Source organism: Bacillus sp. FSL K6-3431 (genome assembly GCF_038002605.1).
Lineage (GTDB): Bacteria > Bacillota > Bacilli > Bacillales > Bacillaceae_C > Lederbergia.
On sequence record NZ_JBBOCT010000001.1, the window covers coordinates 4,851,336 to 4,872,598 of the forward strand.

At 37.3% G+C, this 21,263-nt stretch carries 41 protein-coding genes and 1 tRNA gene; 28 read left to right on the forward strand and 14 right to left on the reverse strand.

Annotated features, from left to right (window positions below; genetic code table 11):
• Window positions 1–13: 13 nt before the first annotated feature.
• From MHB53_RS22965 to MHB53_RS22985, 5 genes are read right to left on the reverse strand one after another with little or no spacing between them, the layout of a single operon-like run.
• Window positions 14–607: an ABC-2 transporter permease gene (locus MHB53_RS22965; protein WP_340922886.1), complete on the reverse strand. Its 594-nt coding sequence runs from the start codon at window positions 605–607 to the stop codon at window positions 14–16.
• A 12-nt stretch (window positions 608–619) separates the two neighbouring features.
• The gene (locus tag MHB53_RS22970; protein ID WP_340922888.1) at window positions 620–1,249 is read right to left on the reverse strand and encodes an ABC-2 transporter permease; all 630 of its coding nucleotides are present in this window, start codon (window positions 1,247–1,249) and stop codon (window positions 620–622) included.
• Window positions 1,246–2,109, reverse strand: a complete 864-nt coding sequence (locus tag MHB53_RS22975) for an ABC transporter ATP-binding protein (RefSeq protein ID WP_445661473.1) — start codon at window positions 2,107–2,109, stop codon at window positions 1,246–1,248. Before MHB53_RS22975 ends, MHB53_RS22970 begins: the two co-directional genes overlap by 4 nt.
• A 5-nt stretch (window positions 2,110–2,114) precedes the next feature.
• Window positions 2,115–2,486: a GntR family transcriptional regulator gene (locus tag MHB53_RS22980; RefSeq protein ID WP_340922894.1), complete on the reverse strand. Its 372-nt coding sequence runs from the start codon at window positions 2,484–2,486 to the stop codon at window positions 2,115–2,117.
• 40 nt (window positions 2,487–2,526) lie between these two features.
• Window positions 2,527–2,697, reverse strand: a complete 171-nt coding sequence (locus MHB53_RS22985; RefSeq protein ID WP_340922896.1) for a Fe3+ hydroxamate ABC transporter substrate-binding protein — start codon at window positions 2,695–2,697, stop codon at window positions 2,527–2,529.
• Between the two features lie 141 nt (window positions 2,698–2,838).
• Between MHB53_RS22985 and MHB53_RS22990 the strand changes: the two genes are divergently transcribed.
• Window positions 2,839–4,269 carry an aldehyde dehydrogenase family protein gene (locus tag MHB53_RS22990; RefSeq protein ID WP_340922898.1) on the forward strand — a complete coding sequence of 477 codons (1,431 nt, stop codon included), beginning with the start codon at window positions 2,839–2,841 and terminating at the stop codon, window positions 4,267–4,269.
• 52 nt (window positions 4,270–4,321) lie between these two features.
• On the opposite strand, the gene MHB53_RS22995 is transcribed toward MHB53_RS22990, so the two are convergent.
• Entirely contained in the window at window positions 4,322–4,465 is a 144-nt protein-coding gene (locus MHB53_RS22995; protein ID WP_340922900.1) for a hypothetical protein, read from the reverse strand.
• Window positions 4,466–4,642: 177 nt separating this feature from the next.
• The gene (locus MHB53_RS23000) at window positions 4,643–4,792 is read right to left on the reverse strand and encodes a hypothetical protein (RefSeq protein ID WP_340922901.1); all 150 of its coding nucleotides are present in this window, start codon (window positions 4,790–4,792) and stop codon (window positions 4,643–4,645) included.
• Between the two features lie 184 nt (window positions 4,793–4,976).
• Here MHB53_RS23000 and MHB53_RS23005 point away from each other — a divergent pair.
• Window positions 4,977–5,049 (forward strand) — tRNA-Arg (locus MHB53_RS23005).
• Between the two features lie 101 nt (window positions 5,050–5,150).
• On the opposite strand, the gene MHB53_RS23010 is transcribed toward MHB53_RS23005, so the two are convergent.
• From MHB53_RS23010 to MHB53_RS23030, 5 genes are all read right to left on the reverse strand, one after another.
• Window positions 5,151–6,302 (reverse strand): site-specific integrase, encoded by a 1,152-nt coding sequence (locus MHB53_RS23010; RefSeq protein WP_340922905.1) that lies wholly within the window; start codon window positions 6,300–6,302, stop codon window positions 5,151–5,153.
• Between the two features lie 24 nt (window positions 6,303–6,326).
• Window positions 6,327–6,704 (reverse strand): hypothetical protein, encoded by a 378-nt coding sequence (locus tag MHB53_RS23015; protein ID WP_340922907.1) that lies wholly within the window; start codon window positions 6,702–6,704, stop codon window positions 6,327–6,329.
• Window positions 6,704–7,276 carry an ImmA/IrrE family metallo-endopeptidase gene (locus MHB53_RS23020; protein WP_340922909.1) on the reverse strand — a complete coding sequence of 191 codons (573 nt, stop codon included), beginning with the start codon at window positions 7,274–7,276 and terminating at the stop codon, window positions 6,704–6,706. Before MHB53_RS23020 ends, MHB53_RS23015 begins: the two co-directional genes overlap by 1 nt.
• A gap of 106 nt (window positions 7,277–7,382) precedes the next feature.
• Complete coding sequence (locus tag MHB53_RS23025; RefSeq protein ID WP_340922911.1) at window positions 7,383–8,042, reverse strand: hypothetical protein; 660 nt, start codon at window positions 8,040–8,042, stop codon at window positions 7,383–7,385.
• 91 nt (window positions 8,043–8,133) lie between these two features.
• Window positions 8,134–8,481, reverse strand: coding sequence for a helix-turn-helix domain-containing protein (locus MHB53_RS23030; protein WP_340922913.1), 348 nt, complete (start codon window positions 8,479–8,481; stop codon window positions 8,134–8,136).
• 160 nt (window positions 8,482–8,641) lie between these two features.
• Between MHB53_RS23030 and MHB53_RS23035 the strand changes: the two genes are divergently transcribed.
• The 19 genes from MHB53_RS23035 (at window position 8,642) to MHB53_RS23125 (ending at window position 17,853) form a co-directional block, all read left to right on the forward strand.
• The gene (locus MHB53_RS23035) at window positions 8,642–8,866 is read left to right on the forward strand and encodes a helix-turn-helix domain-containing protein (RefSeq protein ID WP_340922917.1); all 225 of its coding nucleotides are present in this window, start codon (window positions 8,642–8,644) and stop codon (window positions 8,864–8,866) included.
• A 14-nt stretch (window positions 8,867–8,880) separates the two neighbouring features.
• The gene (locus MHB53_RS23040; protein ID WP_340922919.1) at window positions 8,881–9,582 is read left to right on the forward strand and encodes an ORF6N domain-containing protein; all 702 of its coding nucleotides are present in this window, start codon (window positions 8,881–8,883) and stop codon (window positions 9,580–9,582) included.
• On the forward strand, window positions 9,583–9,870 hold the full coding sequence (locus MHB53_RS23045) for a helix-turn-helix domain-containing protein (protein ID WP_340922921.1): 288 nt from the start codon (window positions 9,583–9,585) through the stop codon (window positions 9,868–9,870).
• Window positions 9,871–9,936: 66 nt separating this feature from the next.
• A complete protein-coding gene (locus MHB53_RS23050; protein ID WP_340922924.1) occupies window positions 9,937–10,212 on the forward strand; it encodes a helix-turn-helix domain-containing protein in 276 nt (91 codons plus the stop codon).
• A gap of 301 nt (window positions 10,213–10,513) precedes the next feature.
• Complete coding sequence (locus MHB53_RS23055) at window positions 10,514–10,711, forward strand: YqaI family protein (protein ID WP_340922928.1); 198 nt, start codon at window positions 10,514–10,516, stop codon at window positions 10,709–10,711.
• Window positions 10,712–10,804: 93 nt separating this feature from the next.
• Window positions 10,805–12,334: a hypothetical protein gene (locus MHB53_RS23060; RefSeq protein ID WP_340922931.1), complete on the forward strand. Its 1,530-nt coding sequence runs from the start codon at window positions 10,805–10,807 to the stop codon at window positions 12,332–12,334.
• Window positions 12,334–13,329 (forward strand): RecT family recombinase, encoded by a 996-nt coding sequence (locus tag MHB53_RS23065; RefSeq protein WP_340922932.1) that lies wholly within the window; start codon window positions 12,334–12,336, stop codon window positions 13,327–13,329. Before MHB53_RS23060 ends, MHB53_RS23065 begins: the two co-directional genes overlap by 1 nt.
• Window positions 13,322–13,480, forward strand: coding sequence for a hypothetical protein (locus MHB53_RS23070; protein ID WP_340922934.1), 159 nt, complete (start codon window positions 13,322–13,324; stop codon window positions 13,478–13,480). The genes MHB53_RS23065 and MHB53_RS23070 overlap by 8 nt, the downstream gene beginning before the upstream one ends.
• A 121-nt stretch (window positions 13,481–13,601) precedes the next feature.
• Window positions 13,602–14,447, forward strand: coding sequence for a DnaD domain-containing protein (locus MHB53_RS23075; RefSeq protein ID WP_340922937.1), 846 nt, complete (start codon window positions 13,602–13,604; stop codon window positions 14,445–14,447).
• A gap of 5 nt (window positions 14,448–14,452) precedes the next feature.
• Window positions 14,453–14,575: a hypothetical protein gene (locus MHB53_RS23080; protein WP_340922940.1), complete on the forward strand. Its 123-nt coding sequence runs from the start codon at window positions 14,453–14,455 to the stop codon at window positions 14,573–14,575.
• A 14-nt stretch (window positions 14,576–14,589) separates the two neighbouring features.
• On the forward strand, window positions 14,590–15,012 hold the full coding sequence (locus tag MHB53_RS23085; protein ID WP_340922943.1) for a YopX family protein: 423 nt from the start codon (window positions 14,590–14,592) through the stop codon (window positions 15,010–15,012).
• Complete coding sequence (locus tag MHB53_RS23090; RefSeq protein WP_340922947.1) at window positions 14,996–15,265, forward strand: hypothetical protein; 270 nt, start codon at window positions 14,996–14,998, stop codon at window positions 15,263–15,265. The genes MHB53_RS23085 and MHB53_RS23090 overlap by 17 nt, the downstream gene beginning before the upstream one ends.
• Complete coding sequence (locus MHB53_RS23095) at window positions 15,222–15,602, forward strand: hypothetical protein (RefSeq protein ID WP_340922952.1); 381 nt, start codon at window positions 15,222–15,224, stop codon at window positions 15,600–15,602. Before MHB53_RS23090 ends, MHB53_RS23095 begins: the two co-directional genes overlap by 44 nt.
• Before the next feature lie 105 nt (window positions 15,603–15,707).
• Window positions 15,708–15,944: a hypothetical protein gene (locus MHB53_RS23100; RefSeq protein ID WP_340922954.1), complete on the forward strand. Its 237-nt coding sequence runs from the start codon at window positions 15,708–15,710 to the stop codon at window positions 15,942–15,944.
• A gap of 28 nt (window positions 15,945–15,972) precedes the next feature.
• Complete coding sequence (locus MHB53_RS23105; protein ID WP_340922956.1) at window positions 15,973–16,224, forward strand: hypothetical protein; 252 nt, start codon at window positions 15,973–15,975, stop codon at window positions 16,222–16,224.
• Window positions 16,225–16,362: 138 nt separating this feature from the next.
• Window positions 16,363–16,992, forward strand: coding sequence for a dUTP diphosphatase (locus MHB53_RS23110; protein WP_445661474.1), 630 nt, complete (start codon window positions 16,363–16,365; stop codon window positions 16,990–16,992).
• Entirely contained in the window at window positions 16,992–17,159 is a 168-nt protein-coding gene (locus MHB53_RS23115; protein ID WP_340922958.1) for a DUF6011 domain-containing protein, read from the forward strand. Before MHB53_RS23110 ends, MHB53_RS23115 begins: the two co-directional genes overlap by 1 nt.
• Window positions 17,156–17,668 carry a Holliday junction resolvase RecU gene (locus MHB53_RS23120; RefSeq protein WP_340922961.1) on the forward strand — a complete coding sequence of 171 codons (513 nt, stop codon included), beginning with the start codon at window positions 17,156–17,158 and terminating at the stop codon, window positions 17,666–17,668. The genes MHB53_RS23115 and MHB53_RS23120 overlap by 4 nt, the downstream gene beginning before the upstream one ends.
• Window positions 17,669–17,691: 23 nt before the next feature.
• Complete coding sequence (locus MHB53_RS23125) at window positions 17,692–17,853, forward strand: hypothetical protein (protein WP_340922964.1); 162 nt, start codon at window positions 17,692–17,694, stop codon at window positions 17,851–17,853.
• A gap of 286 nt (window positions 17,854–18,139) precedes the next feature.
• Here the strand turns inward: MHB53_RS23125 and MHB53_RS23130 are convergent, their stop codons facing one another.
• Window positions 18,140–18,964: an ATP-dependent DNA ligase gene (locus MHB53_RS23130; RefSeq protein ID WP_340922967.1), complete on the reverse strand. Its 825-nt coding sequence runs from the start codon at window positions 18,962–18,964 to the stop codon at window positions 18,140–18,142.
• A 95-nt stretch (window positions 18,965–19,059) separates the two neighbouring features.
• Here MHB53_RS23130 and MHB53_RS23135 point away from each other — a divergent pair, with 95 nt between their 5' ends.
• From MHB53_RS23135 to MHB53_RS23155, 5 genes are read left to right on the forward strand one after another with little or no spacing between them, the layout of a single operon-like run.
• Window positions 19,060–19,296, forward strand: a complete 237-nt coding sequence (locus tag MHB53_RS23135; RefSeq protein WP_340922970.1) for a hypothetical protein — start codon at window positions 19,060–19,062, stop codon at window positions 19,294–19,296.
• The gene (locus MHB53_RS23140; protein ID WP_340922975.1) at window positions 19,293–19,469 is read left to right on the forward strand and encodes a DUF6877 family protein; all 177 of its coding nucleotides are present in this window, start codon (window positions 19,293–19,295) and stop codon (window positions 19,467–19,469) included. Before MHB53_RS23135 ends, MHB53_RS23140 begins: the two co-directional genes overlap by 4 nt.
• Window positions 19,459–19,635 carry a hypothetical protein gene (locus MHB53_RS23145; RefSeq protein ID WP_340922978.1) on the forward strand — a complete coding sequence of 59 codons (177 nt, stop codon included), beginning with the start codon at window positions 19,459–19,461 and terminating at the stop codon, window positions 19,633–19,635. Before MHB53_RS23140 ends, MHB53_RS23145 begins: the two co-directional genes overlap by 11 nt.
• Window positions 19,632–19,997, forward strand: coding sequence for a hypothetical protein (locus MHB53_RS23150; RefSeq protein ID WP_340922981.1), 366 nt, complete (start codon window positions 19,632–19,634; stop codon window positions 19,995–19,997). The genes MHB53_RS23145 and MHB53_RS23150 overlap by 4 nt, the downstream gene beginning before the upstream one ends.
• A 13-nt stretch (window positions 19,998–20,010) precedes the next feature.
• Window positions 20,011–20,184 (forward strand): DUF3954 domain-containing protein, encoded by a 174-nt coding sequence (locus MHB53_RS23155; protein WP_340922984.1) that lies wholly within the window; start codon window positions 20,011–20,013, stop codon window positions 20,182–20,184.
• A 25-nt stretch (window positions 20,185–20,209) separates the two neighbouring features.
• On the opposite strand, the gene MHB53_RS23160 is transcribed toward MHB53_RS23155, so the two are convergent.
• Window positions 20,210–20,320, reverse strand: a complete 111-nt coding sequence (locus tag MHB53_RS23160) for an anti-repressor SinI family protein (RefSeq protein WP_340922987.1) — start codon at window positions 20,318–20,320, stop codon at window positions 20,210–20,212.
• 221 nt (window positions 20,321–20,541) lie between these two features.
• On the opposite strand from MHB53_RS23160, the gene MHB53_RS23165 reads away from it, so the two are divergent.
• Together MHB53_RS23165 and MHB53_RS23170 are read left to right on the forward strand one after the other, a co-directional pair.
• Window positions 20,542–20,721, forward strand: a complete 180-nt coding sequence (locus MHB53_RS23165; RefSeq protein ID WP_340922991.1) for a hypothetical protein — start codon at window positions 20,542–20,544, stop codon at window positions 20,719–20,721.
• 11 nt (window positions 20,722–20,732) lie between these two features.
• Entirely contained in the window at window positions 20,733–21,233 is a 501-nt protein-coding gene (locus tag MHB53_RS23170; protein WP_340922995.1) for a sigma-70 family RNA polymerase sigma factor, read from the forward strand.
• Window positions 21,234–21,263 lie beyond the last annotated feature (30 nt).

The following is a 21,263-nucleotide window of genomic DNA, read 5'->3' on the forward strand; positions in this document are numbered from 1 at the left end:
AACTGACAGAGAATTAAGTGATATCAGTCTTTTTGAACCGAGACAATACAGTACAATAGGAAATAACCGTTATTAACAACGAGACAAGGTAGATTAGCCAATGATTTATTAATGAAAAGAATTCACTCATTTTATCTGGTAAATTGAGAGAGAGAGTAAAGGTAATACAGAAAATGAATAAAGGGAATGTAGCCGTTTTCCAAAAATGATTGATTAAAAAGAATAATGAAGCGAACATGATTGTAAGAGCAAAAGTGATCAACCATATTTTTAAACTGAAAAAGCTAAAGTCTCTATCAAATAATAGGATCAATATAGTCATAGTAATAGAAGCTATGATAAACCATGGGATGACTATGACATATTTTACGGTAATATATTCCTTTCTCGTCACAGGCAAGCTAATAATAAGCGTCGGAATCTTATCTTTAGTTTGCTTATTAAATGTTTCAAACGAAAGCCCGAGCGTGATGAGGGAGATTCCTACGTAAAAAATGCTCGTGCTAAAAATAGTAGATATAAATGCAATGACGAACACTGCCGGAATAAGCGTTACAAATGCAAACAGTTTGATGCTTTTCATATCAGCTTTCATTAGATTGATCATGATGGCCCTCCTTTACAAATCTTTTTTCTCAAAGACTCTGACAGATCCAATATAAGAAAGTGTTACTACTAAAATACTTATGATAATAATAATTAACTTCGATATAGTAAGACTGTTTTCGAGCCCATCAAAAAATGCAGATAGGTAACCTATACTAAAAAAACCACTCATTGTGATTATAACGGTGATAAGCGCAGCAATTTGATAACCATACGCAAAATAGAGCGGATAAAAAATGGAAATAGCAATATATAAGGCAGCAAAAGAAAGTAAGATACTTTGCCAACTTGGTAGGCCTAAATCTGCAGAAGTGGAGATCTCTATGATCAGATAAATGAATCCAAAAAATAGAAAACTAATCCCCCACCATACGAGAGCAGCTAAGTACTTTGCTTGCACGATATTTTTTCTAGTAACAGGGAGGCTCGTGACCAATCTTTTCTGTAATAAATCTATAGATACGACGCCAAAATTGGAATAGACAGATAGCCAGATCGCAGCGTATGTCGCTGCTATTAAGAAAAAGTTGCCAATGCCGACAACAAAACTAAGGCTTATAAACATCATGAATGTAATGAAAATTGGAAAAAAGTAGCCCATACGCTTTTGTGTATATAGATCTTTGAGGATCAACTGCTTCATAAGGACCTTCCTTTCACTGTGTAATACATGATGTCTTCCAAGGTAGGTTGTAGCAACACTAGATTTTCCATTAGCTCAACATCAACTTTTTTAAAATCCTTCATGAGTGCCTCAAAGCCAATATCTGTTTGTTTCATCCCGACAATGTTTAATGTGTTAATGCGATCGACTAACTCTCGTGGTCCTCTCATAAGCTTGTAATCTTCTAAAATCGCATCTGTTTCCTTGCTAAAGATCAATTCCCCAGCGTGAATAAACGTAATATAATCTGCAATTTGCTCTAAGTCCGTTGTAATATGTGTGGAAAAGAAAACTGATTTATTTTCATCTTGGATAATATCTTGTAAAATATCGAGTAATTCCCTACGGAAAACAGGATCAAGACCTGATGTCGGTTCATCTAAAATAATTAAATCTGGATGATGTGATAGGGCAATTGCAATCGCGAATTTCATTTTCATCCCTTTGGATAAATGCTTTACTTTCTTTTTCAGCGGTAAATTGAATTTTTCAATATAATCATAAAAAGCTTGCTCATCCCAATCGCGATAAAACGGAGCAATAATGCGCTTATTTTTTTCTAATGTAAGATCTTCATAAAAATAACTTTCGTCATAAACAAAGCCAATTCTTTGCTTCATTTCTTTAGTGTTTTCAGCGTGTGTCATGCCAAATAAATTAATTTCTCCAGTGTTAATCTTCATTAAATCCATCAAACAGCGAATGAGCGTACTTTTCCCAGCCCCGTTTGGTCCAATTAAACCCATGATATACCCTTTTTTTAAAGCGAATGAGATATTTTTTAGTTGAAAGTCTTTTAATGTCTTCGAGATCCTTTTTACTTCGATGATATTTTCCAAACCAATCACTCCTCGTACAGTAAAGTTACCATTTGCACTAATTCTTCTAAGCTGACGTTGTATGCTTTGCTATCTTGAATGACTTCGCTTAGCTTATCTTCCATCATTTTCATTTGTTTTTCTTTTAATAACTCGTGATTTTGAGTGGCGACGAACGAGCCTTTTCCAGGAAAGGTTTCGATAAACCCTTCACTTTCCAATTCGTCATATGCTCTTTTCGTTGTGATTACGCTGATCTGTAAATCTTTTGCAAGCTTCCTAATAGAAGGAAGGGCTGACTTTTCAACGAGTTCCCCCCGTAAAATTTGTTCTTTTAGCTGATCTTTAATTTGGATGTAAATCGGCTGGCCATTATTGTTGGAAATGATGACATTCATCTGAACACCTACAATATTTTTTATTTATAGAATGAGAAAATTAATTCTTTGTTTCTTTAAAACAATCTTTACAAATAATTTCACTTTTCTTTTGCAAAAACGCTTTAATTTCTACCATTACTTTGTGTTTTGGATAATTTAATTTAGCGTATACTTCTTCACTTTCTTGTATTTCTCTTTCGCATCGTGAACAGATTGCTTTTTTAAACATGAAAATTACCCCTCTTTATTTTTTATTTTACCAACTGTTAATATTCAATATATACAGTAATAACGGTAATGTCAAACACAATATACGAATTTTTATTGACAATTTGTTATAGTTAAATCAAATCAATGATGAGGTGAGAAGATGAAAATGGGTCTATATATTGATGGTGAATATAATAAAACGGATACAATGTATGAATTAATCAATCCGTATAACAACGAACTGATAGCAAAAGTATCGGAAGGAACAACGGAAGATATGAAAAAGGCTGTCGCTTCAGCTCATCAAGCTTTTCAAAAAATGAAACGGACATCCGCCTTAGAGCGCGCAAACATTTTATTCAATGCTGCACGCTTACTAAATGATAGAAAAGAAGAATTTGCGAAGCTTATTACAGTGGAAGCAGGAAAACCAATTACGGCATCAAGAGCAGAAGTAGAACGATCTGTACAAACATTACAATTTTCCGGAGAAGAAGCAAAACAAAGCCAAGGAGAGTATATTCCCCTTGGGGCAGCTACAGGCGGTACTGGAAGGGACGCTTATACTGTTTTTGAGCCGCTAGGAGTGGTTGGGGCAGTGACACCTTTTAATTTTCCATTAAACCTTACCGTTCATAAAGTAGGACCAGCAATTGCCGCGGGAAATACAATTGTTGTCAAACCAGCTGAGAAAACCCCATTATCCGCATTAAAACTGGCAGAGCTGTTCACGAAAGCCGGCTTGCCTGATGGGGCGTTAAATGTAATTCCAGGAGAAGGAAAGGCTATAGTAAAAGTGCTACTGGAAGATGAGAGGGTGAAGAAGATTTCGTTCACGGGAAGTCCAGAGGTTGGTAAAGAGATAAAAAATCAAGCGGGACTGAAAAGAATGACTTTAGAGCTTGGAAGCAACTCAGCATTGTATGTAGATGCTTCTGTAAAAGATGAGCTTAAAAATATTGTGCAGAAATCTGTAAATGGAGCTTTTGCCTATAATGGACAAGTGTGTATCCATACACAAAGAATTTATGTTCATGAAGAAATAGCGGATGCATTTTTAGAGGAGTTTGTAAAAGGAACAGAAAAGCTTACTTTCGGTGATCCCCTTGATGAAAAAACGGTCATTACTGGAATGATTAATAAGAAATCGCGAGAGCGTGTGCTTGCATGGGTGAGAGAAGCAGTAGATGGTGGTGCTGAGCTACTCACTGGAGGTGTGACACGGGAGACAGGTATATTGCCGACTGTTCTAACGAATGTCCACGCGTCTGCTAAGGTGGTATGTGAAGAAGTATTTGGTCCCGTTGTTGTGATTAATCGTGTGGCATCTCCGGAAAAGGCACTTGAGTTAATGAACGATAGTCAGTACGGATTAAATGCGGGGGTATTTACGAACAATTTGAAGCAATCACTGTATTTTGCTCATGAACTAGAAGTCGGTCAAGTTTTAATCAATGATGTCCCTACGCTTCGATTTGATAATATGCCTTATGGTGGTGTGAAAGAGTCAGGCTATGGCCATGAAGGAGTAAAATATGCTATCAGAGAAATGACAAAGATGAAGCTAATTAGTTTAAACTATCAGTTTTGATAAATGAAAGCGCCGAGCGTATTGGATACGCTTCAGGCGCTTTATCTTTGTCTTAATCATCATCAGATTTTCCTACACGAGCTTTGTCCACTCTTTTAGCATCATCAAAATTTAAGGCTCCACTAATGAAATAACAGAGAAATACGGCAATGGAACCCAATACAAAGACAAGACCGATCGTTATCCATAAATCCATTTAAAATCCCTCCAGTTTCTAAAAAATGTATGCCAATCATGTAGTTAAGTAAAGAGGCATTAATTATTTTCCCTCTTTCACTAACAATAAACATAAAATTTAGAAAAGTCTAGAAGTAATTTTAAGATAATAAAAAATCTCTTGCAACATAGTTGTTAGCAAGAGATTTTATTAAATTTATTGAGCTTTTTGACTTAAATCATTTTGTGGCAATTCGTCAATTGTGTGGGCGTCATCTGAGTTCAATGCGGATCCAATAAATAAGGTAAGAAAAACCGCTACAGTTCCCATGATAGCAATTAAGCCTAATAGCACTCCTAGTTGCATGCAAATAACCTCCTCTTGTGTAAATGATCATATAAATCTATGTGAAAAAAGAAGAGAACTATCTTCTTTTATTTCAAAAAAAGATGTGAGACTTATCTTATATTTAGTATATATAAGATTTTACTGTTAATCAAAGAAACTTTGTATTATAATAGGGAAAGTGAAAAAAATGTGACTGAATTATGGCTCCATAGCTCAGAGGATAGAGCGTCGGTTTCCTAAACCGTGCGTCGCAGGTTCGATTCCTGCTGGGGCCGTTACCAAAAACCTATTGATAGCAGGGGATGCAGCGTTTTGTTCCCTTGCTGTTTTTTTGTTAAAAATCGTGATTGGTCACGGTTTGGTCACCTTTAGTCTACTAAAGTGCATTTTTGTTCTCATTTTCAATGTTTTTATCAGCAAACATTTCATCCAATTTAGCGGCTGCTGCTTCTTGCATGTTTGGTAGCATGTGAGAATAAGTGTCTAAAGTAATCTGTATTGACGAATGGCCCAAACGTTCCTGTACAATTTTAGGATGGATGTTTTGACTAAATAGCAATGATGCATGAGTATGCCGCATGTCATGGAAGCGTATCTGCTTTACTTTCGTCTTTTTTAACATTATCCGGAATGCCCTTCCGATATTTGTAGGTAGCACGAAAGAGCCTACAGCCGTAGCCACAACAAATCCTTGATCGTCATAATCCTCACCAAGTTTTAACTTTTCCTCTTTTTGTCTGGTCTTATGCTTTTTTAACTCAAACATTAAACTTTCTGACATAGATATAGACCGATAGCTTGGATCGTTTTTTAAATCATCTAATACATGTCCGCCTTCTTTTCTTTTTATTGCTCGGTGTACATGTATGGTTTTGTTATCAAAGTCTAGCGCATCCCACTTCAATCCTAATACTTCACCTTGTCTCATTCCAGTAAAAATCGCTAGATAAAAAGCGATGAAGTGTTTATGACTTCTGGCCACTTCAACATACTTATTCACATCCTCGACATCCCAGTAGTTTAATTCTTTCTTTTTAACCGTTACAGGATCTACAGCACTAGCAATATTTCTTTGGACTTCACCCATTCTTACGCCTAAATTAAGCGCATTAGATATGATTCTGTGTATATGATGTATAGATCGAGCGGATAATACTCCAGCATCAAGTAATCCATCATAAAATAATTGTAGCTGCATTGGTTTTAATTCATGTGTTTTAACATTTCCTATAGCCGGTTTAATGTGATTACGAACAAATCCTTCATAGTGAAGATAAGTTCCATATGCCACACGTTTTTCCTTATGCTTCAGCCACTCATCAAGATATTCCCCTAAATTCTTGTTAGTCGGTTCTACATACCCGCCCTTATTAATTTCTGCTATCATGTCGATCATAGATTTACGCGCTTTCTTTTCGCTTGTAAATCCAGATACACGTTTTTGCTTACGCTTTTTCGTAACTGGATCACGACCTAGATCGATGATATAAGAGTATTTACTACCACGTTTAACAACGTGTCCTCTCATTATAGTTTCACCTCCTTTCAATGTTTAGATGATCACAAACTCCATTGTTCTTTTGGTTGGCAGGATTTCGAGAAATTCATTTATTTCTGGCGCTTGTAAAATAAACTGTCGGACCACACAAGGATCCACTCCATGCAGCTCAATTCGCTTTCTGACACACTTTAGATTAATTCCGATTTTATGTGGATAACATTTATTAAAAACTAAGTCTGAGAGGTTAAATGACATATTGATGAAAGAATCATCGAATTCGTCTCTTTCAACGAATTCAAAAGGCTTGATGGCATCAAAATAATAAACAGTCTGGTCCCAATCTAGTTGGTTATATCGAAACGTCAAAACATACCAGTAGGGGATTAGCTGGTCATCTACATAATCATAATACAATCGTTGTTGTGGCATTAAACTTTCACACCTTTCTTTATTAATAGAGCATTTAATTGATCTAATACTTTATTAGTTTCTTCGTTATATGGGGGTGCTTTTGGATACATAGATTCCATATAACGACGATGCTCCTCATCGGAATGGGCTTGTAGAACTTTCTTTTTATATTGGTTGAGCCTTATCTTGGCAAATTCCTCTGTGACATTAAAGTTTTTTGCTATTAACGGTACTCCATCATCGAAATTATAATAATTAGTAAACTCGTAATCTTGTAACATAAAAGTTGGGACGCAGAAATGGTGCATAAAATTTTCCGCTTTTACTTCCTGATAGAGACGAAATTCGAATGGCAAGTTCCATTGATAGCCGGAATGTTGAAGAACATGGCATAATTCATGACCAAAATCCTGCCATTTTTCTTCAGGACTTAGATGTTCATTTAAAAATATCCAATGTACTCCTTTGATTTTTGTTGCTTCACTTGTATCGTCCCAAAAACGTAGTTTAACATTAAGACAGTCAGCTATTGCTAACATATTAATTTTCTTCGGAGTTACAATACCCATGGACTGATACGTTTCGTTCACAAAATCTTCCAAAATACTATAATTGTATATAATAATCTCCCCCTTTATCAAACGTATGTTCTAATGATGGTTGAAAGAAAACTCCCTCGATAGAAGGAGCGCTCTATTACTTGTTAACTTCGATTACATGTTTGATATCTTCACCAACAGTTTCGAATCCGCTATCAGTAGGTGCAGATATTCGTATTTCAATAGATTCCAAATCTTTTACAGTTGACTTATTTAATATATATACATTAAAACCTTCATGCTCCACTTGTCCAAGGTAATCACCTTCAATATATTCAGACAATATCATATCTGGCTCTAATTGCTCTTTAGTATTTGTAATGATCGTTGCTTGTCCTAAATAGAAGGTCATATCTTCTTCTGATGTGTTTTCGCCAGAAAGAGCAATAGTAATCACGTGCACTTTATCTCCTATTTCAACTTCAAACATATCTGCTGTTTCTTGAGTTTTTGGTTCGAGTTCTTTTAATTGAATGCCTGATATTTCATATTTCATTGGTCCGACTTCACCAGTGATACCGAGTTCTTTATTCGTGAAAGTGTTAGTCGCTTTTAGATCATCATCTTCTTGAACGTTTTCATTTTCTGTTTCAGCTTCTTTTTTTACTTCTTCTGGAACTTCTTTATCCTTTTCAGCTTCTTTCGCCGATTCTTCTTTTGGTTTTTTATCACCGCCACTAATTTTAACAGTATCAGATCCACAAGCTCCCAATACCAAAGTTAAACCCAGTAACAAAACCAACAATATTTTATTCATATGCATCTCCTTAAATTGTCATGGTGAATATCACCTATATTATATGTAAAAAATATACACGATTGAAAGAATCGTGCTTTTAATTACTAAATCAATCTTTTTCGCTCTTAATAATTTCCCACATCTTACGGAGTTTCCTTAAATCCTCTTCTTTAGATTTAGGTAACTCTTTATACCAGCGTCCAAGCTCAGGGTCACTGATGAACTCTTGAAATTCATCGTCCTCAGTCATATTAGGATTATTAGATCTACCTAAAAGATAGTCAGATTTAACTTCTAATACATCTGAAATCTTAGCTAGTTCATGATCCTTAATAGGTCTTTCACCTGATTCAATTCTATTCATTACACTAGCATTCAAATTAACCCTCTTAGCTAATTCTCGTTGATTCCATCCTTTGCTTTCTCTTAGGGATATAATTCTATGTCCTATTTCCATTTCCCCACCACTTTCTATAACCACAACATCATAATAGCACGTTTCCAAAACAGAAATATAATAATTGCTAAAATAACAATATAAAGTGTTGACATTTCTATAATAGCAATGTAATATGTAATTAAGGCGTTGCTAATTCAGCAATTTAAGGAGGGTTTACATGCAAACACTAGATTTACAATACATCAAGAATCGACGGATTGAGCTTGAAAAAACTTTGCAAGAAATGGCTGACAGCTTAGGAATGAAGAATGCATCAACTTATTTAAAGTATGAGAATGGCACTTATGCATTCAAAGCAGAGCAACTTCCTATGTTATCTAAAACGTTAAAATGCAAGATTCCAGATTTTTTTAACCGGAACGTTGCTAAAACAGCAATTTAGGAGGAGGAAAACAAATGAATCAATTACAACCTATCATCCAAAACAATCAACGAGTATTAACAACTGCTCAACTTGCAGAATCGTTTGGGGCAGATGCCAAAATTGTTAATCGGAACTTTCAACGAAATTCAGAAAGATACATTCAAGGAAAACATTACTTTGCTCTTTCAGGTAACGAATTAAGAGAATTCAAAGGGTCACGTCAATTTGACGACAGCCTAAAGTTCACTTCCGTATTGTATCTCTGGACAGAAAAAGGAGCTTGGCTTCATGCAAAATCACTCAACACGGATCAAGCTTGGGATGCTTACGAAATGTTGGTTGATGATTATTACGAAATCAAAAACAATGTCGTTCCTTTAAACGAAAAACAATCTCTAATTGCAGTCTTGAAACTTACTACTTTAACAGCAGAAGAAACTGAGGAGCTGAAACAGGTGACAACTGAACACTCCAATGAAATCAAAATGCTTAAACAGAAAGTGGATAACGAGATCACGCTCGATCATGGCGAACAACGCAGATTACAGAAAGCAGTTGCGTCTAAAGCGTACGAGCTATGCCACGACGCAAAAGAGCGTCCGAAGTTTTTCAAAGAAATCTATCGTGAAATCAAGGATCGATTTGCAGTTGCTTCATATAAAGATGTAAAGCGTCACGAATTACAATCAGCAATTCGATACGTTGAAAACTGGATTCCAAGGAAGGTGAGCTAAATGTCCTTCGAAGATGTAGTACGACAAATTATTCGTGAAGAAAATGAGAAACACTTGAAAAATATTGAACAATTATTAGAACGACACGGATACAACGAGATTCCTAGATTCCTAACAGTTCCTGAGACAGCAGAAATATTAAGGATTGGCCGCACGGCAACTTATGAGCTTTGCCAACAAGCGGAAGTTAACGGCTTCCCTTGTTTCAAAGATGGAAACAAGATTAGGATTCCATACTCAGCATTAATGAATTGGATAGAACAGCAATCGAATCAATTAATCTCTTAACTCTAGTTTACTAACAAAATGAAACATCTACTATTCCAATTTGGAATAAACGGGGAGGTGATCAAAATGGAGTTTGGGGGAGTATTCAGAGCCTTAAGGCAAAGAGCAGGCTTTAGTCAAGAAGAATTTGCTGAAAAATTACATATAAGTCAGTCAGATATCAGCAAGTATGAAAATGATGTTAAAACACCAGATCTACCGATGTTCCTACAAATCATACAGGTTACACAGGCACCAGAAGTCGCAGTTGCTTTCATGCTAGGAATGGATGGGATTAGCATCATGCAGAACTTAGCAAGCTTAACAACTACTTTAATGGGTGGATTCATCACATTGATATAAGGAGTGAACGATATGGACTTTTTCGATATGTGGTTGGTAGCAGTGATTTTTAGCTCACTAGGTTACATGGTTGGGAGTTTCATCAAAGAAGACAACAAAAAAGCAGGAAATTGAGTTCACGGCTCAACTTCCTGCAAAGATCCAAACATGAAATTCATTCAGTAACTACATTATAACATCTGAACATTCGGAATACAAGACAGGCTTGGTACCTGTCGAAGCGATTATAAGCTGTCCCCCTTAATGGCTTGTAGTCGCTTCGATGGTACTAACCATTAATACATAACAGGAGGTGAAAATAATGCCACCAGTAGAGAATCCAATGGTAATCGATGCACTTTGGAACGATCAAGAAAAACATTGGGGTACTGATGCAATGGGTGAAGAGATTTTTGAAGGTGAGTCAATTGTCGAGATCGACGGTGAAACAATCCTGGAGGATAACTTGGAAGATTATTTAGTAGAGCATCTGGGAGCCAAGTTCACATTAGCAAAATAAAAGACCCCTGTTAGCGCAGGAGTCGGAGGTTTTAAAAAGTTAATTAAATCTATTTTACCGCACATTGAAAATTGAATCAAGGGAGAGAAAAACATGGAAATCATTTTTAAGCATGTTGAAATGGAAAACTTTAAGAATCAGAGCAAGCTATCAACTAGTTTTGGTGACATAACAAACATCTTTGGTAGAAATGGTGCAGGGAAATCAACAGTTGCAGATGCAGTAGCTTGGGTGTTTACAGGGAGAGATCAGATAGGCGTGAAACTTGATCCTAATCCAGTTGATAATCCTGAGCTCGAAAGCAAGGTTACTCTTACCATCTTAGTCGATGGGGAAGAAACGATCTTAGCTAGAGCGCAAAAGAAAACTGCTAAGTATTACATCAATGAGATTCCAAAGAAAGCTACTGAATTTAACCAGTTCACAAAAGAACTTTTCGATGAAAACTTATTTCTTTCAATGTTCAACCCAATTTATTTCTTTACTCAAAACTGGAAAGATCAACGCGCTCAGGTGCTTGAATACGTAGACGAGCCACTAAATAGTGAAGTTTTTGCCGAATTGCCAGACATTCAATCCAAGTTGCTTCAAGAACACATGAAAAAGCATTCACTGGACGAGCTAGAAAGCAAGCACAAGGAACGATTCAAAGATCGTGACACTCAATATACGAGAGTTGCTGAAAGGCTTCTAACGTTGCAAGAACAGCTTGAAAAAGATTCTGGTTCAGAGTCGATTGATCCAGAAGCTATCCAGAAAGAAATTGATTCACTTGTTAATGAACGCGATGGATTGGATGAAAACAGACATAAAGCTTTTAAAGCAATGCAAAACAGAACGGCTCTTCAATCGGAAATCGAGCATTTAAGTGAAAGGATATTCAAGCAAAGAGAATTAGCCCTTTCTATTCGTGAAGAGAAGCTTGAAGATAGCTGTCGAACATGTGGACAAGAATTAGATATCACAGCATTTAAAACTGTGAAAGAACACCATGCTAAACGTTTTAAAGATGCGATTGAAAAAGGTAAGGGTATGACAGCAGAGCTACAAGAGTTAAAAGAAAAACTAGCTGCTCTTCCAGAAGTTGAAGCGTCAGGTACACAACAACAAAGCAAGGAACTGGATGATCGTGTTTATCAACTTATGACAAAACGTGATACAGCAGGAAGAAACGCTCAACTAGAATCAGACATCAAAGAAGCTACGGAAAATAAAGAGCGTGTGCTGCAGGAAAGAAACGAATCGCAAAGCATCAGAGAAGCTATTAAAGACTTTGAAGCTAAACAAGCATTAGTAATGGTTAAAAAAGTAGATAGCTTATTCACAACAATTTCTGTTCAGCTTTTCGAAGAATTAAAGAATGGTAATCGTAAAGATGCATTTGAAATCAACATGGATGGTAAGCCGTACAGCAAGCTCTCTACAGCGGAAAAAATCAGATGCGGATTAGAAATGGTTGAGGTCCTTAGTCAACAATCTGGTGTGATCGTGCCGACATTCGTAGACAATGCTGAATCGATCTTAAAGTACATTGCTCCAACAGGTCAGTTGATCACAGCATCAGTTAGAGATCACGATTTAAAAATAAATGTTAGAGGAAAAATCAAGGAGGTTGCTTCCTAATGACAAACACTAAAGAAATACAAAAATCAGATCCAAAAGAAGTTATTGCCGGAACATTAACTCGTGGTGAAGTTGCAACACTGAAACAAACATTAACACCGCAAGGTATCAGCGATGCACAATTTAATCTATATATTCAAACGTGTGCTGCATCTGGTTTAAATCCGTTTCTAGGGCATATATACGCCATCCCATATAACGGCAAGATGGACATTCAAATCAGTGTAGAGGGCATCCATTACAGAGCTAGAAAGCATCCAGATTACATCACGGCATCAGCAGAAGTAATTGGGGAAAACGAAGTTGATAACTTTGAAGCTGAACTGGTGGATGGAGAATTTAAAATCATGAAACACAAAATAGCCCTACCGATCAGAGGGAAGGCAGTTGCAGCTTATGCCATTACTAAACGAAAAGGCGCACCGGATCAAGTTATTTTCATGGATCGTTCAGAAGTCGAGCATTTGGAAAAAGGTAGAAATCCATTATGGAAATCAAACTTCAACGACATGTTCAAAAAGCACGTGATGAAACGCGCCCTGAAAGCTCAGTTTGGTGTAGATATCGATGATCATACGATCCAAGGGACAAAGGATGCAGTACAAGAAGATAGCCGCCAATCGCAATGTAGGGAGATTAATATCAGTGAAACTGAATCGGTAGATGAAGAAACGATGTTACAACAAGTTAATGCGGAAGTGCTAGAGCTAGCTAAAGTGAAAAAAATTACAATCCCGGAAATTCGCACGATATCGGAGAAAAATTTCGGTAAATCGTTTAGCGATTTAAATCTTCAACAAATGACCGGGCTTAAAAGAATTATTGAATTACAACCAGCTAAAAAGCCTGTACAGAAGAAAGAAGATGCAATTGAAGCTGAATATACAGAAGTTCAAGATGAACCTCCGGTAGAGCCAGAGAAGCCATCTGCAGCAGATATAGACTTCGGAAATATTGATTTTGATGAAATGCAAGAGGAATTCCCATTTGAATAATACATCAAGCGTACTCCTTCCAGAGCGGATCTGGAAGGAAGCGCAAGATAAGGCTCACTTTAAACAGCTTGTACTAGATTATATGCAACGTTATCCAGATTACGAGGTATTAAAAATAAAAAATAGATTTGCAATATGTAAACGAAATTGAGGTGATTTATGTGCATGGGCCCAAAAATCCAGGTGGGTACATCCTGACATCGAGAAAAATGGTAGAAAGCGAGATATGGGAGAAGCCACCTATCTATTTAAAGGTTTGGATGTACCTCCTTATGAGGGCACAGTACAAACCTTACAAGAATTTAGATAGGGGACAAGTGATTGTATCTATCCCGGAGTTAATTGAAGCCTGTAGCCATAAGGTTGGTTATCGTGTTGAAAAACCCACAAAATCCCAAATGTTTAACATTTTAGAGTGGTTACGAAATGTTGACGAAGCACCAGACGAAGGATACGACAGCAAACCGATGATAGAAACGACGAAGACAACGAAGGGATTAGTCGTAACCATATGCAACTACAACGTTTATCAAGACCCGAGCAACTACGAACAGAACGCTGAAAACGACAATGAAAACGACACGAACGATACGATGCCAAAACGACAGGCTGACACCATAAATAAGAAGGTTAATAAAGAACTAAGAACTAAAGAATTAAAAACAGTAGTAGTAGAAGAAGCTCCGCAAAATGATTTGTCAGCAGTCTTTCTTTTCTACGAACAAAACGGATTCGGCACTATTGGCAGTTACATATCAGAAAAAATCATCGCATGGTGTGACGATCTATCCGAAGAACTAGTTTTAGAATCTTTAAAGCAATCGGTTGAAAACGGCAAGAAGTTCTGGAGCTATACAGAAGCTATTTTGAAAAACTGGTTTGATAAAAAGATAACAACTGTTGAACAAGCCCATGCTGCTCAACTTGAACATAAAGAGAAAACTAGTCAATCGAAAAACTACCCAAGAAGGCGCACTGGTAGACAGGAACAGTTGCCTGAGTGGTTTGAACAAAAAGAAAATCAAAAGCCAGTCGCTGATTCAGCAGTCGATGAAGTCGATGAAGCAAGAAGAAAAAGGCTAGAAGCAATACAGCAAAAATACAAGCAGGGAGGATGAAAAACATGAGTAAAGCTGAATGGCTCGCATGGCAAAAGGAAGTTATCAGGGAAGAAGCGAGAGATGAAAAACAGGTGAAAGAATTTAGAAATATTGATACGGATAATTCGGAAAATGCTTGGTTTTGAAAGGGGAGATTGTTGTGAGGGAGATAAAGTTTAGAGTATTTGATAGATGTCATAAATCAATGCACATTGTAGGGACGGATAGTCACGATAACCTTAGTTGTTTTGATGGGGTGGTTCAATATTACAATTTGCAAAACGGCGAAGGTAGTGGAGAACACGGAGACTACACTTTGATGCAATACACCGGATTAAAAGACAAGAACGGAAAAGAAATATTCGAAGGTGACATTTTATCCACCGAGGATGGAAGTTTTGAAGGTACAACATGCGGGATTGTAGAGGAGCATAAAGGGATGTTCGTTAGCTTTTACGGACAAGGTTTCCTTGGTAGAGATCGTTACGATGAGCTTTATGAAATTTCCAAAGAACGTGAAATCATCGGCAACATTTACGAAAACAAGGACTTGTTGGAGCAAGATAATGAGCGCTCTAGTTAGTAAATACGCCCAACCTTACATCGTATGTGAAAATTTCGATTTCGTCTGGCAGGAAGAACAAGTCTTTGACTTCGAATGTCAATGGCACGAAGGCAAAACACTAAAAGAAATGGCTAAATACTTCAAGCGAACACCAGAAGATGTCCTGCTACTTGCACTGGATCGGGCTAAACTCGGAGCAATTAAAAAACGGAAAGGCGGTCTTATCGGTGAATATTCAAGAAATAAAAACGAAAAGGTTAATAATTCTTGATGAAATACACGATTTGAAATGTCAGCTACCAGAAAATAATCGGACTGTATGCGGTTGTCCTAATTGTACTCGTATAAAGTCACTGGGTCGTGACTACGAAGCGCTAACGGTGTTAGCAAGGAAAAAAGATAGGTATCTAGTAAATAAGTGCACAAACGCCATTCTGGCAAAAGGATATGAAGCAGATCATAGGGATATCGAATACCTGTTAGTCAAGGAAAAAATGACGATGCAGGAAATAGCAGATGCGCTTGACATAGCAGAATCGACTGTGTGGAGGAAATGTAAGAAATGGGGATTAAATCGGGAGTACGTGAAGGAACAGAAAATAGGATGAACGTTGCAATAGCAAACTTATCTCAGCTTATGTTTCTTGCGAGGTTTACTGAATTGAGAAAGGCAGCGCTTGACGAGTTCGACAAAAGAATTGAGGGTGATTCTAATGGTCGTAGGGGATTGGGTGACGTATAGAGGTGAGATTGGCTGGGTTGAATACGAAGGCAAGGAAACGGGTAGATTGGGAGTTTACTTGCCTAATAGACGCACCAAGATAATATTCGTTCATAGTTTTGAGCTGAGAGAGCTTCCAACAGATATTAGTGATTTAAGGGATAGCGTGATGATTGATTTGGCGTTAGATACATGGGACAAAGAATGGTTTATGGAAGTCACTGGATAGGCAGAAATTGTGAAGGAGTGAAACTTATATGACTGAGTTGCAATTGTACAAATTTATTATTGAAAATGAATTAGAAATTAGTTGGTTTGGTGATGAGTATTTGAATCTATGGCTTGACGGTTTTGAAATTAAAAAGTTTGCAGACCTATTGGACCGTTGTGATGCGGACGATGGGGGCATTGATTGTAAACTTCAAAATGGCGGAACAGTTGTGTTGAATTTGTTAGATATATGCAAGGAATACGACATTGATCCTGAAAATATTCTAGCGAAAGATTAACGTCATAGATCGATCATTAAAACATCACAACGGAGGTAATCCAATGAATAAATGCTTAAAGTGCGAAAAGACGTTTCATAAAAAGAGAAGTAGTTTCTGCTCGCTTTGCTTCAACAGAATGATAAGGATGTGGATGGTTTGAATCTCATTAAATTGTTTGAAATGCAGAAGGTGCTCGATGATCGGATCTTGGAGAAGCACCCTGAACTTAAAAATCAGAATAATTTGGATTGGAAAATCTTAGCCTTGCAGGTTGAACTTGGTGAATGTGCGAATGAGTGGCGTGGGTTTAAGAAATGGAGTAAGGATCAGGAGCCGAGGATATTTGAACCAAATCCGGACGATCTATGTGAGAAATGCAACGGAGACCCGACTATTAGAGAAGGTAATAAAATTATTAGTTTTTGCGATAACTGCGATGGTGTTGGAGTTCATTTTCATAACCCACTCCTAGAAGAATACGTGGACTGTCTGCATTTTATCTTGTCGATAGGGTTGGAGTTGCAATTCGGTAACTTTACGATGATCGGGAATGCGCCAAAACCTAAAACTGTAACAGATATGTTTCTTATCACTTTTGAATCCATAAACAACTTTTATAAAGCTAGGTATTCGGGTGATGAGACGTTGACGGAGATAAAGTACACAATTGTATTTGATTGCTTTTTAACATTAGGAGAAATGCTCGGCTTCACTTGGGAGCAAATCGAACAAGCGTACATCAGCAAAAATGAAATCAATCACGTTAGGCAATCGGAGGGATATTGATGACTGTCTGCAAACGATGTAACCGACCACTCAAAATAACGAAAAGCATCGATAACGGATATGGTCCTGTCTGCAAGAAAAAGCACGAGGAAGCCGAAGTAGAGTTTTTAAAACGGCAGATAACAATCGACGAAGCGTTGGATTATATGAAAAAGGTGAAAGCATGAGTAAAGCCTATAGCAGATCACATGCAAACCGTGGTGCAGGATTAGAGAGATTAGTAGACATGGTGAACACGCAATATCGAAATAAGGGTGTAGCAGACATCAGGAAGGTGCCTACGCCGGTACAGATCATGAAGCATCATGGGCGGACAGTGACGGGTTATACACAAAAGGGTGAGTGGGTGGATTACGTGGGAGTGCATAACGGACGGACAATCGTGTTCGACGCCAAAGAGACATCTAATCGGACGAGCTTCCCACTCGATAATGTTTCTGACCATCAGTACGAATTACTTAAATCATGGTACGAAAAAGGTGCGCATTCATTTCTAATCGTTTCGTTTAAGAAGTTGAATGAAATATACCTTTTGTCATTCAATTTGCTAGAAGCATATTGGGAAGGCGCTAAAGAGGGTGGTAGAAAATCAATACCTTACGATGAATTTGTTACGGAGTGCGATTTAGTTAAGTCGGAAAAAGGGTACGTGCTGCATTATCTAAAAGTAATTTAAAAAACTCAAAAGGAAGTGAGGATATGGTCACACGCTGGTCGGTCGAACGTAAAGCAAGAACTAGCGAAGGCGACATACTCCAAGTCATAGAAATTTATGCTCCCGGAGAGAACAAGGAAGCTGTGAAACAAGAAAATAAGCAGTGGTCATATCGTAGGGAATTGATTTTGATTGGTAGGCAGTAGACAGAAAAAGCGTTATAGGGAGGGTGATGGAAATGGTTTATAAATGTGATTTGTGCGGAAATGAGTCTTTGTTTTATAACGGTGTTAGCGTAGAAGCAAAAAGGGTTTTTAATCAAAAAAACGGGAAAGAATACATTCGGGAAAAGTCGAATCTGATTGATAATTACTTCCAGTCTATCCATTGTTACAAGTGTGGAAAAACAGTCAGTGAACACTGCGATTGAGTCACAGTACGATAAAAAGGCGAAATAGATAAGACAAGAACAATTTATATGTATCTGTGGAGTTATGAAACCCACTCCACAAAGCTTGGTATTCTAAGCAGCCCTTTGCTAGTATAATTACGAAATTTTACAGATGCCTTCAAGTCGGGATTTAAGTAGAAAAACTTATCATTTTCGTTAATAACTAAATCAGAGTAAACATTATATAATTCTTTTCTGTTATTAGGCGGCATGAATTCTAATAGTCCAGCATAAGTCCCGTTTTCATAGTTTAAGAGTAATCCGAATTTATCTTTACGCAAACCAGAAATATAAACATTCTCATATTTGTAGTTAATAACTTTTAACCAATCTTTAGAGCGTTTATTGACTTGATAACCTGAATCGGCTCTTTTAAGTACAACGCCTTCAAGGTCTAGTTGCTTAACGGAGTCGAAATAAGCCATACCATTGCCGTTAGTCCAGTTAACTTTGGTGAGTAAATTGGTATCGACTGGGATTACATTACTAAGAATTTCTTTTCTTTCTAGTAAAGGCTTATAAGACAAATTTTCGTTAGCGTAGTAAACGATATCGAATACACCATAGGTTATCTGGTGAAGAGACTTCTTCGATTTAAATCGTTGCATTACAGCTTCAAAATCGGGTTTGCCTTGATCATCTGAAACGACAATCTCGCCATCTAAGACTGTTCCGTCTGGCAATGGTAAATCTATTAACTCAGGGAACATTGAAGTGATTTCGTTATTATGCCGGGTATATAGCCTTACTTTGTTATTAAACTTAGTCCAGATACATCTAAAACCATCAAGTTTTAACTCAGTGATCCATGAATCATCATCAAAAGGCTGATCTACTTGATGCAGCAACATTGGGGAAATAAACATAATAAACACCTCTAAGTAATTTTAACACGTAGAAACGAGACACAATACAGTTTTGCCTTTGGTAAGTTATTGAAAAAAAGAAAGTAGGCAGAGGGATGATAAAACCTTATCCGAACAGTAACGCCTATAAGTTAAAGCCAAAAACTAAACGCAATCCAGTCTTTCAACAAGGATTCGAGCAAGGCAGACAGGCAGGAAAACATGAAGCAACAGAATTCATTCATGCGTTTCTAAATGAGCGTATGGAGAGTTTAACAGAGATACCAGGTATCGGGGAAAAGACAGCGTTGAAGGTGTTTGAGCATATTCAGGAAGGGATGGGCGAGGGATGAGTCCAATGCAGGAGTTACTTACAATATCTAGCCAATTGCCGACAGAAGTGTTGGCAGATGTCGATAAACGGATCGGTGATTGGTTGGCAAGTGGTGGTAAAGAAGACGATCCATATATTGAGCAACAGTTAAGATTTGCTAAAAGATTTGTGGAGGTAGAGTTTGATGGATAAAACAAAACTAAATGAAAATGACCCTGCTCACCGATTATTAATTGCAACATTAGCTACTCTGGTTGACGACTTTGGATATACAGCAAGGGAAGTCTATCAACTTGTCGAGCATAGTAAAAAAAGATTATTCTTTACCCTTCAAGAATTGGAGCGTGAACAGAAATGATGGATAAAGAACGGTTTGAAAAAGTCATTAAGAATGCAGCTTTCCTCACTGATAACGAGGGATACATCGCAAATGTCGTTCAGTTAGATGTTGATGATTATGCTTTTCTTGCCGAAACCGCGAAAGAACAGCAGAAGGAAATAGAGATAGCAAAAGCTGAATCGGATATTAAGAAAGCCGCATGGGAAGCTCAGGGGCTTATGATTAGAAAATTACATGATGAAAATGAACGCCTACGTGAAGCGTTGGAGTTTTATGCGGACATCGAAACATATAACACGAATGTCATTGAACAATGGGAACCGGTTATTCCGATTAACAGAGACGTCGGGGAAAGAGCACGTCAAGCACTAGCTAAATAACAGGAGGGATTCCATGAATGACAACATAACGAATGCAGTGATTAGCCTTCTGGATGAAAAGAAGATGTACGTGGTGAAAAAAGGGAAGTTGATTGAGCATGATTTACCAGACTTTGGAGAAGTTAGAGTCGTTGTTATGGGCGGTAAGGTGGACAGGCTTGAAGATACGCGGAAGAGAAAAGTTTGATAATTCGAGGCAAAAAAAGACCTTACTAAGGCCTTGGGGGATCTTTAAAAAAATTACTGATTTCCTTTGCCGAGATACCGAGCTTCAATGCTTCTTGAATTAGTAAGATCCACTCTTCATCAAGTTCTTTTTGCAAGGTTATCCTCCTAAGTTTTAGTTGTGACAATTGTACTACAACTAATTGCTTATAGCAGAGGAATCGTTTTACAAATATCGACAATTTAATAGCCTAACCAAGAACTGGAAGGCACTGGATGACGCATAGGAGCGTTGTTTGGTGTCTTTTTTATTTACCTTTTAATGTTTGCAACTTTTGTACCTAAATAACGATAATTTTGCAACCGAGGAGATGAAGCCATGAATATCCCACTGAAAGAGCAGTTGAGGGGTTGGAAGAAAGATCATGCAGAAATGAAACAGTGCAGGAAACCACAGAAGCGCAAACCAGAGGTTTTAACAGATTCAGATATAAGAAGTCTTATGGGAGTAAATAGACCGACATACGCAAGATACAAAGGTTCATTCAGACAACGATAGGAGGAGTTTTTATGCCAAATTGGGCGGATAATTTAATTCATGAATATACTCTTGGGAAAAGGCAGTTGAATAAGATGCGTGGTAATTTGGATAGAAATAATCCTTCTGATCGAGAAGATATGAAACATATTAATAGTATGGTAGATGATATGGATTTTACGATTGAATGGCTAGAAACAGGTAGGCAGCCGGGGACGTTCAGAGGTGTCGATAAAAAGTTAGCTTATCAGAGAAAAGCGCTCGAGAGTATGGATATTATACCGGATATTACAGATCAATTGGATGATATAAATGAAAAGCAATTATACATGACTAGTGAAGAAAAGATTATTCTGTCTGATATTTTCGCATCGTTTTCATTGAGGGAAAGACAGTGTTATGTATTACATGCAGCACAAGGAATGAGTTGGACAGAAATTGCAGATGAATTAGGAGTGAGCAAAAGTACAGTCCAAACTCATATTACACGTGCAAGGAACAAGGTTGAGCAAAGAATGCGGAAGGTAGGTTAAAAATCTATGTCATGCGATTGTCATGCGAAG